We start from the raw sequence: 17,403 nt of genomic DNA, 5'->3' as shown, positions 1-17,403 counted from the left end.
CGGGGGCGGGGCTGGAAGCGAGACCGGAAGTGGGGCCGGAAGCCCGGTCGAGGGCAGCGCCGAGCGCAAGGCCGGGAACTGCCGCCGTCGGCAGCGCGAACGACGGCTTTCCGGACGGGAGCGCCAGCGGCACGTCGACGCCCAGGCGCTTGTAACCGACCACGCCGGTCAGCACCTCGGTGTCGTCGGGTTCGGCGGCCGGCTGCTTCACCTCGTACTCGGAAAGCCCGGCCCGCTGCTGAAGCCGCCGCAGCGGCGCGGGGGCCCACCAGGCCGCGTCGCCCAGGAGGCGCAGTACGGCCGGTACCAGCAGCATCCGGACCACGGTGGCGTCCAGGACCAGGGCGATGATCATGCCTACGCCGACGAAGCGCATGGTGGTGACCGCGGACAGGGCGAAGGCGCCGGTCACCACGATGAGCAGCAACGCGGCGGCGCTGATCACCCGGCCGGTGCGGGCCAGGCCGGTGGTCACCGCCTCGGTGGTGGAGGCGCCTCTCGTTCTTGCCTCGACCATCCGGGACAGCAGGAAGACCTCGTAGTCGGTGGACAGGCCGAACACCACGGCGGCCATCAGCACCACGATGCCGATTTCCAAGGGGGCCGGCGTGACATTGAGCAGGTCGGCGAAATGGCCGTCCTGGAAGATCCAGACCAGGATGCCGAACGTGGCGCTGAGGCTGAGCGCGCTCATCAGCACCGCCTTGATCGGCAGCAGCACCGAGCCGAAGGCCAGGAACATCAGGAGCAGGGTGGCGCCGACCAGCATGCCGATCATCAGGGGCAGGCGGTCGGCGGTGGCCGTGAGGCTGTCGACGTTGCGGGCGGTGGTGCCGCCCACCAGCAACTCGGTGCCGTCGGGCACCTCCAGGCCGCGGATCGCGTCGACCACCTCGCGGGCCTGCTCGCTGAACGCGTCCTTGGTGGTCAGCGTGGCGGTGAAGACCGTGACGTCCTGGTTCTTGCGGGCGGGGCTGATCTCGTCGATGCCGGGCAGTTGGCGCAGCGCCACGGCGAAGCCGGCCGGGTCGCCGTCGCCGCGCAGCACGATGTCGACGCCGTTGCCGGTGAACTGGGGGTAGTCGGCCTTCAGGGTCTCGATCGCCTGCCGGGCTGGGTCGCTCGCCGGCAGGATCCGCTCGTCGGCCTCGCCGAAGTGCACGCCGCTGACCGGCGCGGCGAGCAGCAGCAGGCCGGCCAGGATCGGCAGGGCCACCGCGAGCGGGCGGCGCAGGACGAAGCCGGCCAGCCTCTCCCAGCCGCGGCCGGGCACGCCGGCCTTGCGGCGGGGCAGCCGCACCGGGAGCTTGTCGACGTTCGGGCCGAGCACCGCGAGCATGGCCGGCAGCAGGGTGAGCGAGAGCAGCGCGGCCAGGAACACCGCGGCCAGGCCGCCGTACGCGAGCGAGTTGAGGAAGCCCTGCGGGAACAGCAGCAGGCCGCCCAGCGCGATCATCAGCAGGGTGGCGGAGAAGGCCACGGTCCGGCCGGCGGTGCCGACCGTGCGGGACACGGCCTCGGCGGCCGTACGCCCCTCGGCCTGCTCCTCCCGGAACCGGCCCACCATGAACAGGCCGTAGTCGATCGCCATGCCCAGGCCGAGCAGGCTGGCCACGTTCACCGCGAACGAGTTGACCTCGTGGTTCGCCGCGATCAGGTGCAGGATGCCGAGCGAGCCGGCCACCGCGGCGCCGCCGACCAGCACCGGCAGCGACGCGGCCACCAGCGAGCCGAACAGCAGGATCAGCAGGATCAGGGTGATCGGCAGCGAGATCAGCTCGGCCATCGCGAGGTCGCGGGTGGAGCGGCTGGACGACGCGTCGGCCAGCACCGTGCCGCCGGCCAGTTGCACCCGCGCGCCCTCGACCGCGAACCGGTCGTCGATCGCCCGGTACGACTCGAGCTTGCCGGCGTCGTCGTCGCCGGCCAGCGTGACCAGCGCGATCGCGCTCGACTTGTCGGCCGCCGCGTAGTCCGGCGCCTGCCGGTCCCAGTACGACGTGACACCGTTGACCGCCTCGTCGGGCAGCCCGTTCAGCACGTCCCTGACCCGGTTGGTCAGCACGACGTCATCGATCTTGCCGGTGGTCGGCGTCCAGATGACCACCAGGTCGCCGCCCTGCGCGCCGAACCGGTCCTGCACCACCTCGCCGGCCTGGGTGGACTCGCTGCCCGGGTCGTTGTAGCCACCCTCGGTCAGCTGCCCGAACACACCCAGCCCCCAGGCGCCGGCCCCGATCACCGCGACGAGCGCGACGGTCAGCACCGGCCACCGGAAGCGGGCAACCCACGATCCCCAGCCCGCGAACAACTGTTTGTCCCCTTTTCCCGTGTAACTAGCGAAGTGTGGCGGCCTCGAGTGCGACCCCACCGCACCCGTCCCCAAATGCCGCCTGGGTAACCCACTTCAGTTGGAGCTTTGCGGTCTTCGGCGCCCGGTAGGTCAGCGTGTAGAGCGCCGAGCGGAAGTCACCGTCGCGTTGTTCCAGCGTGACCGAGCGGGACGCGTTTCCGGCGGTGAGGCTGGCCTCGAGCCGGCCGCGGCCGGACACCACGCCCACGTACAGCCGCAGCGTCCGGGTCTGTGTGCCGGCCGGCGCCGTGATGGTGAAGCCGTTGCCGGCGCCGCAGGTGCGGATGCCGGTCGTGGTGCCGTCGCTGCTGGCCACCGGGTCCCCACCGGTCCAGGCGAAGCGTTGCGGGCTCAGCGCGTGCCGGAAGCGCGGCGCGCTGGGTGTGCCCTCCAGGATCGCGAACCCGCCGTCGCGGTCCCGTTCGAGCGCGAACGTGCCCTCCTGTCCCCAGTGCACCCAGTCCCGGGTGCCCTGGCTGCTCAGGGTCACGGTCGACGGCACCGAGCCGGTCTCGATCCGGATCGCGCCCTGGTCCGGCGGCGGGGCCGGACGGCTCGTCGACTTGCTGGGGGAGGGCGTCGGCGACGACGAGGGCGTCGGCGTCGGGCTGCCCAGTTCGATGGCACCCTGGTCGGCCGGCGGCGTGGTCGCGTTGCCCAGCGCCGCCGGCGGTGGTGGCTCGGGCAGCTGGCCCGCGTCGTCGTCGCCGTTGATGGCCCGGCTCGCCACGAAGCCGAAGCCGATCACCACGATCACGCCGGCCAGGATGACCGCGCCGGACGTGTAGATGTCGTTCCAGCGGCTCCGGTCGCTGGACCCGGCCGCGGGTTGGCCACCGGCGCGGCGGAGACCCTGTGTGGTCCGGCGGCTCCGGCGGCGCGCGGGTAGGCGACCATTTCCGGTCGACTGCAATCGACCCTCCCCTGGTCGTGCGCACGGCCCCGCCCGGCCGTGAAGACCTGTTCATGTTGAGCCGGTAAACGATCTCATTTCGATCAGTGACGGTGAAGAACGATTTGCGTGACGAACCGGATGGTCGATCACCCGCATCGGCGGTTCGGCGGAGGTTTCCCGCGAGGTTCGTCCGGGGGACGAGTACGGTGTCGGAAGTTTCCGCCGAACCCGCTACAGGAGAGTCGACGACAAATGAGCACCCAGACCGCGCGACCCAGCACCGCAGAGTCGGCCAAGCGCCGGACGCAGTCGCTCGCCGGCGCGCTGACCGGGGTTGCGATCGTGGTCATCCTGGCCGTGGTCTTCTTCGTGGTCAAGAACGATAATTCCGACAAAACGCCGACCGCCGGTGCCGCTCCCGGTGCTGCGCAGTCCGCGCCCGCCGCCGCCTCCGAGCCGTCGGCCGCCGCGCCGGGCCCCGCGCAGCCGGGTGCGGTCGAGACGCCGCCCGCGCTGGCCAAGGAGCCCGAGGTGGCCGCCGGCAAGGGCACGCTGACCAAGCTGGTGGTCACGCCGCTGGTGCCGGGCACCGGTCCCGAGGTCAAGCAGGGCCAGACCGTCACCGCGAACTACAAGCTGATCTCCTACAAGACCGGTGAGCTGATGGACTCGTCCTGGGGCCGCGGCGAGCCGTTCTCCACCCAGATCGGCGTGGGCGCCGTCATCAAGGGCTGGGACCAGGGCATCGTCGGGCAGAAGGTGGGCAGCCGCATCCAGCTCGACGTGCCGCAGGATCTGGCATACGGCCCCGAGCGCGGCGACCTGCGCTTCGTGGTCGACATCCTCGCCGCCCAGTAAGGCGGCCCAGTAAGGCGGCCCAATAGGTTTCAGAGCTCGGCGACCACGACATCCAGCTGCCGGGGGCGGCCGGCCGGTGCCGGCTGCTCCTCGACGGTGTACTTGAGGTCGCGCAGCGCGGTCACCACCTCGTCGATCGTGCGGGGCTCGGCCGCCGCCTCGGCCAGCGCGCGCACGATCCGGCCCTTGGTGGCCTTGTTGAAATGGCTCACCACCGACCGCTGCGTGACCCCGCCGACCGTCCGTTCGTGCAGCACGCGCACCGTCGCCGCGCGGCTTCCGGCCGGCGTCCACATCGCCGCGTAGGCGCCCGAGCGCAGATCCAGGACCGGCGTGTCTTTCGCCGCGCGGTCCAGCGCCGGCTTCAAGGCCTTTTTCCAGTACGCGGTGAGGCCGCCGACCGGAGGAGGCAGGGTGACCCCGACCGGGCAGCGGTACGCCGGGATCGGGTCGGTCAGCCGCACCACGCCCCACAGCCCCGAGAACACCACCGCGCTGCGGTCCAGCCAGTCGCGGGCCACCGGCGTCAGCGTCGCGGCGTCGAGCGCCTCGTACACCACCCCGGTGTAGACCGACCCGGCGGGCCCGGCCGGTGCCGACGCCAGCACGGCGTTGCGCGCGATCTCGTCCCGCTGGCCGTCGCTGAGCCCGAGCACCCGCAGCGACTCCGCCACCGAGCGCGCGCTGGTGCGCCGGCACAGCGCGACCAGCCGGGTGAGCACCCGCCGGCGGGCCGGCGCCAGCGCGGGCAGCCAGAGCCCGGCCGGGTCGACCGGCTCCCCGGCAGCGGGCGGGGTCTTGCCCTCGGACGGCGGCAGCAGGATCAGCACGACCGGAACCTTAGCCGCCACCCAGGTCAGGGCGCGGACAGGGCCTCCGGCACGGTGGGATAGCAGGGGATGCGCGGGGTGAGGCCCACCGTCTCGAGCAGGCCGGCCAGGAACCCCGACGGTGCGGCCAGGCGCAGCCACCCGCCACCGGCGACGGCGCGCCGGTGGCCGAGCACGAATGCGCTCAATCCGGTGGAGTCGCAGAACTCGACGCCGGACAGGTCGATCACGACGCGCGGCCCGGGCGCGTCGAGGACCTGCTCGAGCGCGGTGGTCAGGACGGTGGCGCTGTCCACGTCCAGGTTGCCCCGGACGGTCACCACCACCGGATCCTCGGGGTTGCCGACCACGGACACATGCACGATCAGTCACCTCCGGGGCGGAGTGCAGGCGGGGCTACCTCTCTCTGCCCAGAACGTGACCGGAAGTCACCTCCGCGCGGTGCCGGCCGGCACCGTCACGGTGGTTTTCACGGTGGCCCGGTCGATGTCGCTGATCCGGGCCGTGAAGCTGACCTCGTACGTGCCGGCCAGCGGGAAGCTGATCGCGCCGACCGCGTGGTGCCGCGGGATGAGCGGCAGCAGCGGCGCGGTGATCGGTTCGATGTCCTGGTCGAGCAACTTGGACGAGACGCTCCACTCCACGGCCGGCTGCGGCGCGCCGGCCGGCGTGTAGAGGAACGTGTGGATCGTGTTGTTGTCGCCGACGTCGACCGGGAAGATGTTGAACTGCAGCGTGAACAGCGGGCCGGTCAGCGTCTGCGACACCCCGTCCTCGCGCACCGCGCCCTGGTCGACGGTCGCGCTGCGGGCCGGGTTGACCTGCACCAGCACCGCGCTCAGGCCGAGGATCACGGCGGTGGCGAGCACCTCGAGGCCGACCGTGGCGCGGATCCGGCCGGCGCCGCCCTCCGGCACCTGCCGGCGGTTGACCAGCGAGCGGGCGTACGCCGCGACGGCCAGCACGGCGGCCAGGATCGCCACCTTGGCCAGCACCAGCCGGCCGTAGTTGTTCTCCCAGAGCGCGCCGATCGAGCCGACCTGCACCACCGACTGCACCGCGCCGCCGGCCACCAGCCACACCACCGACAGCGCGGCCCACCGCGACCAGTGCGGCAGCAGCACGCCGAGCACCCGCGGGTGGGTGCGCCGCAGCAGGAAGACGGTCAGCGTGACGAGCCCGCCCAGCCACACCGACATGGCCGCGATGTGCACCACGTCGGACGCGACGATCGCGGCGGTGAGCGGTGCCGCCGCGGCGTGACCGGTCAGCGGCCAGGTCACCGTGCCGGCCACGGCCAGCCCGATCACCGCGAGACCGCGGGGCCGCCCGGCGGCACCGCGCAGCAGCGGCGGCAACAGGCCGGCGAGCAGCCCCAGCACGGCGAGCCGGGCCAGGTGGGCGAGGCCGTACGGGCTGGCGACGACCTCACCGAGTTCGGCGGGCGCCACGTCCCACAGCGGTGCGCCGGTGCTGGCCGGTGCCTGGGTCCACAGCGAGCCGAGGGTGGCCACGCCGATCAGGCCGAGACCCGCGTACACCATCCGGATGGCGCCGGTCCGGGAGCGGGTCCGCGGCCAGAGCAGGGCCAGGAACAACGCCGGTCCGACCGCGAGCGTGAGCCCCGCGTACCCCAGAAATCGGGTGACCGGATTGGCCAGCGCAACCGACCGGTGCTCGCCGTCGGCAGCCGCAGGCACCGGCGGCCGGGCCGACGGCGCGCCCACCGAGAAGGTCAGGGCACCGCCCACCGGATGGCTGTCGGCCGAGATCACCCGATAGCTGACCAGGTACGTGCCGAGCGGCTGGCCGGCCTTGCGGACCGGGATGCGCAGCACCGATCCCTCGGCCCGGGCGGTGCCGGAGATCCGTTCGCCCTCCGGGTCGAGCACCTGGACCCGGCCGGAGACCGGGGTGACGCCCTCGCTGAACGTCACCACGATCTCACTGGGTGAGGTGCCGATGATGCTGCCCGGAGCCGGGACCGAACCGAGCAGCGACGCGTGGGCGCTGGCCGGGGCAGCCGGGAGGACCAGCAGCCCCAGCACGAACAGCAGCGGCACCAGGACGCGCAGACACCTCACGAACATTGGTTCGGATCCCGTCACGGAAAGGTTCAACTAGTGGACAAGCCGTTACCGCCCGGGTGTCCGCCACGCCCGGTGTCGATAGGCTCCGAGGCAGGGTACCTGCACCGAAGGAGGCCGCCATGTCCGTTGATCCGCGCGCCGGGACACCCGCCGAGCCACGGGACCTCATCGACGTGCCGAGGGTGGTCGCCCGCTACTACACCGAACACCCGGACCCGGCCGAGGTCGGGCAGCGGGTCGCGTTCGGCACCTCCGGGCACCGCGGGTCCAGCCTGCGCACCGCGTTCAACGAGGACCACATCGCGGCCACCAGCCAGGCCATCGTCGAATACCGTAAGGCGCAGGGCACCGACGGGCCGCTGTTCCTGGGCCGGGACACGCACGCGCTCAGCGAGCCGGCGATGGTCACCGCGCTCGAGGTGTTCGCCGCCAACGACGTGACCACGCTGATCGACAGCCGGGACGGGTACACCCCGACCCCGGCGCTGTCCCGGGCCATCCTCGCGTACAACAAAGATCGTGACTCGGGCCTGGCCGACGGCGTGGTGGTGACGCCGTCGCACAACCCGCCCGACGACGGCGGTTTCAAGTACAACCCGCCCAACGGCGGCCCAGCCGACACGGACGCCACCAAGTGGATTCAGGACCGGGCGAACGCGCTGATCGCGGCCGGTCTCAAGGAGGTACGCCGGGTGCCGGCCGAGCGGGCCCGGCGGAGCTCGGCGGTGTCCGGCTACGACTTCCTCGACGAGTACGTGTCCGACCTGCCCGCGGTGCTCGACCTGGACGCGGTCCGCGAGGCCGGGGTGCGGATCGGCGCCGACCCGCTCGGCGGGGCCAGCGTGGCCTACTGGGGCGCGATCGCCGAGCGGTACGGGCTCGACCTGACCGTGGTGAACCCGCACGTGGACCCGACGTTCGGCTTCATGACGCTGGACTGGGACGGCAAGATCCGGATGGACTGCTCCTCCCCGTACGCGATGGCGGCCTTGATCAAGTCCAAGGACCGATTCCAGCTGGCCACCGGCAACGACGCGGACGCCGACCGGCACGGCATCGTGACCCCGGACGGCGGCCTGATGAACCCCAACCACTACCTGGCCGTGGCCATCTCGTACCTGTTCCGGCAGCGCGACGGCTGGCCGGCCGGCGCCGCGATCGGCAAGACCCTGGTGTCCTCCTCGATGATCGACCGGGTGGCCGCCGACCTGGGCCGCCGGCTCGACGAGGTGCCGGTCGGCTTCAAGTGGTTCGTGCCGGGCCTGCTGTCCGGCGCGATCGGCTTCGGCGGTGAGGAGAGCGCGGGCGCCTCGTTCCTGCGCCGGGACGGCTCGGCCTGGAGCACCGACAAGGACGGCATCCTGCTCGACCTGCTGGCCTCGGAGATCATCGCGGTCACCGGCCGCACCCCGAGCGAGCACTACCGCGACCTCACCGCCCGGTTCGGCGAGCCCGCGTACGCCCGGATCGACGCGCCGGCCACCCGCGAGGAGAAGGCGGTCCTCGGCAAGCTGTCGCCGGAGCAGGTGACCGCCACCGAGCTGGACGGCGAGCCGATCACCGGGGTGCTGACCAGCGCGCCCGGCAACGGCGCCGCGATCGGCGGGCTCAAGGTCACCACGGAGTCGGGCTGGTTCGCGGCCCGGCCGTCCGGCACCGAGGACGTCTACAAGATCTACGCCGAGTCGTTCCACGGCCCCGAGGCGCTGGCCCGGATCCAGCAGGAGGCCCGGTCGGTGGTGGCGGCGGCGCTGCGCGGCTGACCTTTCGCTCAAGTCGTCCGGGCCACGGCCGACTGGTATCCCCGCAGACACACTGACGCGGGGAGCCATGGGCGCATGACAGAACCGGTGGTGCGCGGTGCCGGCAGGCGCGCGGGCGGCGGGCTCGTGCCGCTGCTGGTCGCCGCCTGTTCCGTGGCCGCGGTCTGCGTCTGGCTGCTGGTCCGGCACCCCGGTGACGTCACCCACGGCTATCTGTTCGGGCCGCCGGCGATCGCGGCCGCCGCGTTCGCTGCGCACCGGCTCGGCGCCACGGTCCGGCTGGCCCGCTCGCTGCGCGCGTTCTGGCGGCAGGTGTCGCAGGCCGCGGTCCTGCTGCTGATCGGCGCCTGCTGCTCGCTCGCCCTGGCCAACAACGACGCCGGGATGTCGCTGGCGGTGGCCGTGCCCAACCTGCTCGGCACGGTCTGGGCCATGATGGCGTTCGGCCGGGTGCCGATGGGCCACCGCTCGGCGCTGGGCTGGATCCGGGCGCTGCTCGACGCGGTCACCGTGGCGATCGCCGGCGCCCTGGTCTTCTGGTACGTGGTGCTCAGCTTCGCACCGCCCGGCACCGACCTCACCACCCGCATCGCGGCCGCCATCATCGGCGTGGCCGGCCTGCTCGCCCTGGTCGTGGTCGGCAAGGCGATCGGCGTGACCGGCGGCCCGGTCGACTCGCTGGCGCTGCGCCTGCTGGCCGTCTCGCCGATCGTCGCGGTGACCATCGCGGTGCTGCTGATCGCCGGCGACGACACGTCCCGGCTGATCATCTCGGTGCTGGGCCAGCCCCTGGTGGCGCTCTCGTTCACCGCCGCGGCCCGGCGCCAGCGCGCGGTCCTGGCCGCGCCCGAGGCCGCGGCCACCGCCCGGCGCCCGCGCCGGTCGCTCTGGGAGCTGCTGCCGTTCGTCGCGGTCACCGTCACGGCCGGCCTGGTCATCGGCATCGCGGCCCGCGAGATGGGCGGCCGCGAGCAGACCGTGATCATCGGCGCCGTGCTGATCGTGGCCTGCGTGGTGGTCCGCCAGCTGCTCGGCCTGCGCGAGAACAAGCAGCTGCTGGACGGCATCCGCACCCAGCAGGCCGAACTCGAGCGGCTGGCCATGACCGACCCGCTGACCGGGCTGGCCAACCGCACCCGGTTCGGCGCCGCGGTGACCGAGCGGCTCAGCGCGTACCGGCCGGCCACCGTGCTGCTGATCGACATCGACGACTTCAAGATGATCAACGACACCATGGGCCCGGCCCTCGGCGACCAGCTGCTCTACCAGGTGGCCCAGCGGCTGCGGCTGCACAGCGCGGTCCAGGAGCTGCCGGCCCGGCTCGGCGGCGACGAATTCGCGGTGCTGGTCGACTCCGACGACCTGGCCGTGGCCGAGGACGCGGCGATGCGCATCCTGCAGGCCCTCGCCGAGCCGTTCCGGGTCGGCGAGCACCAGCTGCTCGCGCACGCCAGCATCGGGGTGGCGGTGGCCGGCGCCGGCGACAGCGCCGACGAGATGCTGCGCAACGCCGACATCGCGATGTACGCGGCCAAGGAGTCCGGCAAGGCGTCCTGGCAGCGGTTCCTGCCCGAGATGCGGCAGGACGTGATGAACCACGCCCGGCTCGGCAGCGAGCTGCACAACGCGATCATCCGGAACGAGCTGTTCCTGCTCTACCAGCCGGTGTTCGACATCGTCACCGGCCGGCTGCACGGCGCCGAGGCGCTGGTCCGCTGGCAGCACCCGGTGCGCGGGTTCGTCTCGCCGGGCGATTTCATCCCGGTCGCCGAGCGTTCCGGGCTGATCGTGCCGCTCGGCTCCTGGGTGCTGCGTGCTGCCTGCGAGCAGCTGGCCCGCTGGCAGGCCGAGCACGGCGACGGCGCGATCCGGGCGGTCAACGTGAACGTGGCGGTCCGCCAGCTGCGCGAGCCCGGCTTCGTCGACGAGGTGGCGGCCGTGCTCAGCGAGACCGGCCTGCTGCCGCGCAACCTGGTGCTCGAGGTGACCGAGTCGTCGGTGCTGGACGGCCGGCAGGTCCGCGAGACCCTGCACGCGCTGCATGAGATGGGTGTCCGGCTGGCGCTGGACGACTTCGGCACCGGCCAGTCGTCGCTGAGCCTGCTGCGCGCGTTCCCGGTCGACGTCCTCAAGCTGGACAAGTCGTTCGTCGACGGCATCGCCGACGGCGAGGACCGGGGCCGGCTCGCGGTGGCCGCCGCGGTCGCCCAGCTGGCCGAGTACCTCCAGCTGTCCGCGGTGGCCGAGGGCATCGAGAGCGAGGCCCAGCTGGACCGGCTGCGGGCCATGGGCTACCGGCTCGGCCAGGGCTTCTACATGGCCAAGCCGCTGCGCGCCGACGAGGCCGGCCTGCTGATGGCCGTAGGCCCCGTCCACGCACGTTAACTAGCAATCGCCGCCGGTGAGATGGCAGGCGGGAAACCGCCTGCCATCTCAGCGGTTACAAGGCGATTGCCGCGGAGCGGAGCGACGCCAGTTACTCAGACCTCTACCTCGGGGCGGCCGTCGGCGGCCCACAGGGTGTGGAACGAGCCGGGCTTGTCCACGCGGCGGTAGGTGTGCGCGCCGAAGAAGTCACGCTGGCCCTGGATCAGCGCGGCCGGCAGGCGCGCCGCCCGCAAACCGTCGTAGTAGGCCAGTGCCGACGCGAAGCCGGGCGCCGGGATGCCCTGCTGGGCCGCGGTCGCCACCACCCGCCGCCAGGCGTCCTGCGCGCCGCTCACGGCGGACAGGAAGTAGTCGTCCACCAGCAGCGTGGCCAGTTCGGGCGCCTTGTCGTAGGCCTGCTTGATGTGGTCGAGGAACTTGGCCCGGATGATGCAGCCGTCCCGCCAGATCTTTGCCATCGCACCCGGGTCGATCGACCAGCCGTACTCCTTGCTGGCCGCCTGGATCTGCTGGAAGCCCTGCGCGTACGCGACGATCTTGGAGGCGAACAGCGCCTGCTCGACGTCGGCCGTGAGGTCACCGGAGTGCGCCCCGGCCGTGACCGACGGACCCGGCAGGCCGGCGTCGGCCGCCGCCTTGCGCTCGGCGGCGCCGCCGGACAGGGCCCGGGCGAACACCGACTCGGCGATGCCGCTGACCGGGACACCCAGGTCGAGCGCGGCCTGCACGGTCCACCGGCCGGTGCCCTTCTGCTCGGCCTGGTCGAGCACCACGTCCACGAACGGCTTGCCGCTCGCGGCGTCGACCTGCTTGAGCACCTCGGCGGTGATCTCGATCAGGTACGAGCCGAGCCGCCCGGAGTTCCAGCTCCCGAAGATCTGTGCGATCTCCGCCGGCTGGTGCCCGCCGACCTGCCGCAGGAGGTCGTACGCCTCGGCGATGAGCTGCATGTCCGCGTACTCGATGCCGTTGTGCACCATCTTCACGAAGTGACCGGCGCCGTCCGGGCCCACGTGCACGCAGCACGGCTCGCCGTCGACCTTCGCGGCGATGTCCTCGAGGAGCGGGCCGAGCGCGTCGTACGACTCCCGCGGCCCGCCGGGCATGATGCTCGGCCCGTGCAGGGCACCCTCCTCACCGCCGGACACGCCGGCGCCCACGAAGTGCAGGCCGCGCTCGCGCAGGGCCGCCTCCCGGCGGCGGGTGTCCAGGTAGTGCGCGTTGCCGGCGTCGATCAGCATGTCGCCGGTCTCGAGCAGCGGAGCGAACTCGTCGATCACGGCGTCGGTGGGCGCACCCGCCTTGACCATGATCACCACGCGGCGCGGGCGCTCCAGGCTCGCGACGAAGTCCTCCGCGCTCTCCGACGGGATGAACCTGCCCTCGTGCCCGAACTCGTCCACGAGCTCCTTGGTACGGCCGTACGTGCGGTTGTGCAGGGCCACCGTGTGCCCGTGCCGGGCGAAGTTGCGCGCCAGGTTGCGCCCCATCACCGCCAGACCGGTAACCCCGATCTGTGCCTTTTCCGACATCATTGACGTCCTTCCCTAGCTGCTTGCCACGCGCTCATTCTTACGGGATCGCCTGGATCCCGGTTCGATCCGGCCCATCCGGTGACCATCTGGTGAGCGCCGGACGGAAATTCTCAAGCCGGGCGCCGCGCCGTCGATCGCGACCGGTATGGAAATCGGGCGACGCGGCTACCTCGCTGTCCTCGTCCTGCTTCTGGTGCTGCATCCGGTGCTGCCGCTCGAGGCGCGCGGCTACACGTTCATCATCTGCTGTGCCCTGGCCATCCCGCCGGTGGTCGGCGTCCTGCGCCGCGGTCCGTGGCTGCCCTGGTGGCTGCTGCTCGGCGCGCTGGTGGTGCTGACCCTGAGCAACGTGGTGGCCACCTTCGGCGGGCCGGACCAGCTGGCCACGGTGCCGCTGATGGTCTCCGGCGGGCACGCCGGGCTGCTCGCCGCCGCGATCGCCCTGGTGCTGCGCCGCGGCCGCAACGACATCGGCGGCATGCTCGACTTCGGCGTCGCCGCCATGGCGGTGGGCGGCCTGGTCTGGACGATCCTTCTCTACCCCGCCATGGAGGCGGTACGCGCCGAGACCGGTCCGCGGATGACGATCCTGCTCGGCATCCTGGCGCTCAGCGGCGTGCTGGGCGCGCTGCTGCGGCTGTGGTTCGCCGGCGGCCGGCTGCCCACCCTGGGCCTGCTGCTGGTGGCGCTGTCCCTCGCGTTGGCCGGCAACGTGGTGCTGGCCCGGACGTCGGGGGAGCTGGTCACGGGGGAGTCCGGCGGCATCGAGCTCGCGTTCATGGCGGCGTACGGCATCCTGGGTCTCTCGGTTCTGCATCCCTCGTCGGCCGAGTTGATGCGGCCGACCGCGGCGCCGGTGGACCGCCTCACCACCGGCCGGCTGATCTTCCTGGGGCTCGCCCTGGTGCTCAACCCGGCGGCCGCCGGCCTGCGGCAGATGACCGGGCACGGGGTGGACGGCCCGCTCCTGCTGATCGGCAGCCTGCTGGCCACCACGCTGGTGCTGATCCGGGTGGGCCGGCTCGCCCGCCAGCGGGAACGCGCCGAGCTGCGGCTGCGCCACCAGGCCACCCACGATCCGCTCACCGGCCTGCCCAACCGGGCCGAACTGCTGACCCGGCTGTCGGCCGCGCTCGACCGTGAGCGCGCCGGTGGCCGCCCGTCGGTGGTGCTGCTGTTCTGCGACCTGAACGGCTTCAAGCAGGTCAACGACCGGCTCGGGCACGAGACCGGCGACCAGCTGCTGGTCGCGGTCGCCGAGCGGGTCCGCACCGGGCTGCGGGCCGGCGACACCCTGGCCCGCTACGGCGGCGACGAGTTCCTGCTGCTCTGCGAGGACGACGCACCCGAGTCGGCGGCCCTGCGCCTCGCCGGGCACGTCGAGAAGGCCCTGGCCGAGCCGTTCGTGCTGGCCGGCGAGCTGGTCACGGTGGGCAGCAGCGTGGGCGCCGTGATCTCGGCCGGCGGCCAGGGCGCGGACGAGCTGATCTCGCGCGCCGACCAGGCCATGTACCGGGCCAAGGAGCAGCACCGCGCCACGCTGGCGACGCAGCTCGACTAGGGCCTGCCGCGGCCGATGATCCGTGCGGCGGTAGGCTCTTCGCCATGCCGAGCGGGACGCCCTCCGGAGCTGTGCCCCGATGAGGCGCGGCGAGATCTGGACCATCGGCAGCCGCACCGACCTCCGCTACCGGGTGCTCGTCCTGTCCGCCGACAGCTACAACGAACGCAAGAACGCGGCACCGTTCTGCGCACCCATCGTCCGCCAGCGCGGCGCCACCGAGCTGCCGCCGTACGCCGTCGCGCTCACCGAGCAGGACCCGATCACCGGCGTGGTGGTGGTCAACCGGATGCGGCGGCTGCCGGCCTCGACCGGCGCCGAACGGATCGGGATGGTCACCGGCGCGAGCATGGTCCGTCTGGCCGACGCGGTCCGCGAACTCTTCGAACTCTGATCCCCGTTCGGGTGAAGTGCGGCCGGTAAAGCCGCAGGTGGCGAGGGCCCCCGGATGAACGGCTGATGCAGACGCCCGCGCGGCTGACGTATGCAGGAGTCCGGATCGGTACGGGGTGGAGCCAAGGAGGCACGCGGTGAGTCGGGCGTACGCGGAAGCGTTGAACAGGCTCCGTCCGGCCGTCGTACCGGCGAACGGCGAGGCGGGGCGGCAACTGATCGACCGGGCCGCGGCGCTGCTGGCCGGCCGGGCCCGGTGCCGGGTGGCCGAGGCGCACCGGCACCTGCTGCGGATGGCCGCCGACCGGCGCCGCGAGGTGCTCGAGGTGGCGCACGGGGTGATCCGGCTGCTGGACGTCTCCGAGGCACCGGCCGCCAACGAGCCGGTCCTGACCGTGACCCAGCTGGTGGACGCGGCCCTTGCCGCCCCGGCGACGGTGCCCGACCCGGACATCGGGCCGTGGATCGCCACCGTGCAGCGCATCCTCGACGTGACGCCCGGCATGTGCGGCTTCCTCACCGCCGAGCGCGACGAGTCCGGCCGGCTCACCGACCTGGTCTGGCAGGCGGCCAGCCCGGACGCGCGGACGTCGGACGGCCGGCGCGGCACCCAGCTGATCGGCGAACGGGCCAGCCGGCAGTCGCCGGACGGCGAGGTCAGCGGCCGCTGGGCCATCTACCAGGACGTTCTCGACACCGGCTGCCCGGCCGCGATCGGGCCGTTCCGGCACGGCGACGGCATGTACCGGGTCCGCGCGCACCGGCTCGGCCAGGGCCTGCTGGTGCAGTGGGCCCGGCACGACAACGCCGGCCGGGAGAGCGAGCGGGTGGCCGGTACGGAACGCCTCGGCAACCTCGGCTGGGGCGAGTGGGACCTGGTCACCGGCGACATCTACTGGTCCAACCAGCTGTACCGGATCTACGAGCGGGACCCGCGGCTCGGCCCGCTCTCCCGGGAGGAGTCCGAGGCGCTCAACCTGCCCGACGACGAGCCGCTGCGGCAGGCCGCGCTGGCCGCGTTCGAGAACGCCGAACGGATCGACGTCACCACCCGGGTCCGCATCGGCGGCCGGATCAAGCACCTGCGCACGGTCGCCGACGCGGTCCGCGACGCGGCCGGCCTCCCGCTGCGGCTGTACGGCATAGTGCAGGACGTCACCGAGCGGGAAAACGGCGCCCGCCGGCTGGCCGAGGTCGAGCGGCGCCTCGCCGACGAGCACGAGCTGGCCGCCAGCCTGCAACGGATCATCCTGCCCATCCCGGAGGGCCCGCTCGAGCTGCCCGGCCTCAAGGTGGCGCTGCGCTACCTGCCGGCCGGACAGGAGAACCTGGTCGGCGGCGACTGGTACCAGGCGTCCCAGCTGCGCGACGGCTCGGTGCTGCTGGCCGTCGGCGACGTGGCCGGCCACGGCATCCCGGCCGCCACCACGATGGCCCAGCTGCGGCACGCGCTGCGGGCGCTGTCGGTGACCACCGGCGACCCGGGCGCGCTGCTCGCCCACCTCAACCGGCTGACCTGCGACCTAGAGCGGGACAGCCCCGAACTGGCCGCCACCGCGGTGGTAGCCCGGTTCGACCCGGCCCGCCAGGAAATCGTCTGGGCCCAGGCCGGCCACCCGCCGCCGCTGCTCAGCCGGTCCGGTCGCACCGAGCCGCTGACCTGCCCCTCCGGCCCGATGCTGGGCGTGGTCGAGGACGCCACCTACCCGACGGCCCGGATCGGCTTCCACGCCGGCGACGTGCTGCTGCTCTACACCGACGGCCTGGTCGAGCACCGGCGCCGCGGCCCCGACGACGGCCTGGCCCAGGTGATCCGCGCGGTCGACGACGCGGTCCGGGTCAGCCCGGAGCAGCCGCTGGCCCAGCTGCTGGCCCGGCTGCGCCAGACCAACCCGGACGACGACACTTGTATCCTGGCCGCCCGCCCGGTCACCGGCGAAACCCGCGACCTGCGGCGGTACCTGACCGCAAACGCAAACTGACGGCACGACGGCCAGGCGGCCCCTCGTGGACGCTGTCTAGCGGGCGGCGTAGGTCCAGATCCGCAGGGCGTGCTCGACCAGGGCCTCGTTGCCAGGGGCCGGGGTGCCGTCGGGCAGGACCGTGGTGTCCTCCAGGCCGATCCGGGTGGGCAGGCCGAGCCGGCCGGCGTGGGTGATCAGCGGCCAGCAGGCCGCCTCCTCGCCGTGCAGCAGCCGCTCACCGTCGTGGCCGGCCGCGTCCAGCGCGGCCAGGATCGCGTCGGCCGCGGTCACCGCCTCGGCGGCCGGGGTGTCGAGCACCTCGATCAGCGCGCGCCGCACCGGCAGGCCGGCCAGCGCGGTGGCCTCGGCGGAGGCCCAGACGCCGGCCTCCACGGCTACCCCGGCCGCGGCCAGCAGGCGTACGAGATCGGCGAAGCCCGGCTCGCGCACGTTGACCGATGCGAAATCCGGCAGCACGCTCCACTCCCTGATCAGCGCGATGCGGCGCCGCGGGTCACCGCCGGTCATCCAGATGCCGGTGGAGACGCCGGCCGGGACGCCGGGGCAGACCGCCCGGATCGCGGTGAGCGCCGCGCCGATGTCCGCGGCGGCGAGGGACTCCCGGCCGTCCGGGTCGCGCGGGTGCACGTGGACTGCCTCGGCACCGGCCCGCACCGCGGCTGCGGCCTCCGCGGCCAGGTCGGCCGGCGTGGCGGGGAACGGGCGGCCGCCGTTGAGGCATGCCTTGATGCGCCGGATCCTCATCCGGCCAC

13 protein-coding genes are annotated in these 17,403 nt (G+C 73.0%); 6 read left to right on the top strand and 7 right to left on the bottom strand.

The features are described from left to right. A partial coding sequence (locus tag Ari01nite_RS23775) for an MMPL family transporter (protein WP_239162957.1) occupies positions 1-2,266 on the bottom strand: 2,266 nt, incomplete at its 3' end. A gap of 70 nt (positions 2,267-2,336) precedes the next feature. Beyond that, positions 2,337-3,266 (bottom strand): hypothetical protein, encoded by a 930-nt coding sequence (locus Ari01nite_RS23770; protein ID WP_239162956.1) that lies wholly within the window; start codon positions 3,264-3,266, stop codon positions 2,337-2,339. Between the two features lie 234 nt (positions 3,267-3,500). Between Ari01nite_RS23770 and Ari01nite_RS23765 the strand changes: the two genes are divergently transcribed. After that, entirely contained in the window at positions 3,501-4,106 is a 606-nt protein-coding gene (locus Ari01nite_RS23765; protein ID WP_203784083.1) for an FKBP-type peptidyl-prolyl cis-trans isomerase, read from the top strand. 29 nt (positions 4,107-4,135) lie between these two features. Here the strand turns inward: Ari01nite_RS23765 and yaaA are convergent, their stop codons facing one another. The 3 genes from yaaA to Ari01nite_RS23750 form a co-directional block, all read right to left on the bottom strand. Beyond that, complete coding sequence (yaaA, locus tag Ari01nite_RS23760) at positions 4,136-4,936, bottom strand: peroxide stress protein YaaA (protein WP_203784082.1); 801 nt, start codon at positions 4,934-4,936, stop codon at positions 4,136-4,138. 26 nt (positions 4,937-4,962) lie between these two features. Continuing rightward, positions 4,963-5,298, bottom strand: a complete 336-nt coding sequence (locus Ari01nite_RS23755) for an STAS domain-containing protein (RefSeq protein ID WP_203784081.1) — start codon at positions 5,296-5,298, stop codon at positions 4,963-4,965. Between the two features lie 66 nt (positions 5,299-5,364). Continuing rightward, positions 5,365-7,020, bottom strand: coding sequence for a copper resistance CopC/CopD family protein (locus tag Ari01nite_RS23750; RefSeq protein ID WP_239162955.1), 1,656 nt, complete (start codon positions 7,018-7,020; stop codon positions 5,365-5,367). Between the two features lie 125 nt (positions 7,021-7,145). On the opposite strand from Ari01nite_RS23750, the gene pgm reads away from it, so the two are divergent. Continuing rightward, positions 7,146-8,789 carry a phosphoglucomutase (alpha-D-glucose-1,6-bisphosphate-dependent) gene (gene pgm / locus Ari01nite_RS23745; protein ID WP_203784078.1) on the top strand — a complete coding sequence of 548 codons (1,644 nt, stop codon included), beginning with the start codon at positions 7,146-7,148 and terminating at the stop codon, positions 8,787-8,789. Positions 8,790-8,864: 75 nt separating this feature from the next. Next, positions 8,865-11,174, top strand: coding sequence for a putative bifunctional diguanylate cyclase/phosphodiesterase (locus Ari01nite_RS23740; RefSeq protein ID WP_203784076.1), 2,310 nt, complete (start codon positions 8,865-8,867; stop codon positions 11,172-11,174). 95 nt (positions 11,175-11,269) lie between these two features. On the opposite strand, the gene gnd is transcribed toward Ari01nite_RS23740, so the two are convergent. Beyond that, positions 11,270-12,709 (bottom strand): NADP-dependent phosphogluconate dehydrogenase, encoded by a 1,440-nt coding sequence (gene gnd / locus Ari01nite_RS23735; protein WP_203784074.1) that lies wholly within the window; start codon positions 12,707-12,709, stop codon positions 11,270-11,272. Between the two features lie 148 nt (positions 12,710-12,857). On the opposite strand from gnd, the gene Ari01nite_RS50950 reads away from it, so the two are divergent. The 3 genes from Ari01nite_RS50950 (at position 12,858) to Ari01nite_RS23720 (ending at position 16,648) form a co-directional block, all read left to right on the top strand. Then, on the top strand, positions 12,858-14,273 hold the full coding sequence (locus Ari01nite_RS50950; RefSeq protein WP_203784073.1) for a GGDEF domain-containing protein: 1,416 nt from the start codon (positions 12,858-12,860) through the stop codon (positions 14,271-14,273). Between the two features lie 79 nt (positions 14,274-14,352). Next, positions 14,353-14,667, top strand: coding sequence for a type II toxin-antitoxin system PemK/MazF family toxin (locus tag Ari01nite_RS23725; RefSeq protein ID WP_203784072.1), 315 nt, complete (start codon positions 14,353-14,355; stop codon positions 14,665-14,667). Positions 14,668-14,803: 136 nt separating this feature from the next. Then, positions 14,804-16,648 (top strand): PP2C family protein-serine/threonine phosphatase, encoded by a 1,845-nt coding sequence (locus Ari01nite_RS23720; RefSeq protein WP_239162954.1) that lies wholly within the window; start codon positions 14,804-14,806, stop codon positions 16,646-16,648. A 36-nt stretch (positions 16,649-16,684) separates the two neighbouring features. Here Ari01nite_RS23720 and Ari01nite_RS23715 read toward each other — a convergent pair whose 3' ends face one another. Continuing rightward, positions 16,685-17,395, bottom strand: a complete 711-nt coding sequence (locus Ari01nite_RS23715; RefSeq protein ID WP_203784070.1) for a 3-keto-5-aminohexanoate cleavage protein — start codon at positions 17,393-17,395, stop codon at positions 16,685-16,687. Positions 17,396-17,403 lie beyond the last annotated feature (8 nt).

Origin of the sequence: Paractinoplanes rishiriensis, from assembly GCF_016862375.1 — a bacterium.
Taxonomy (GTDB): domain Bacteria; phylum Actinomycetota; class Actinomycetes; order Mycobacteriales; family Micromonosporaceae; genus Actinoplanes; species Actinoplanes rishiriensis.
The sequence above is the reverse complement of the archived record's forward strand: the minus strand, read 5'-3'. Positions and strand labels throughout refer to the sequence as shown.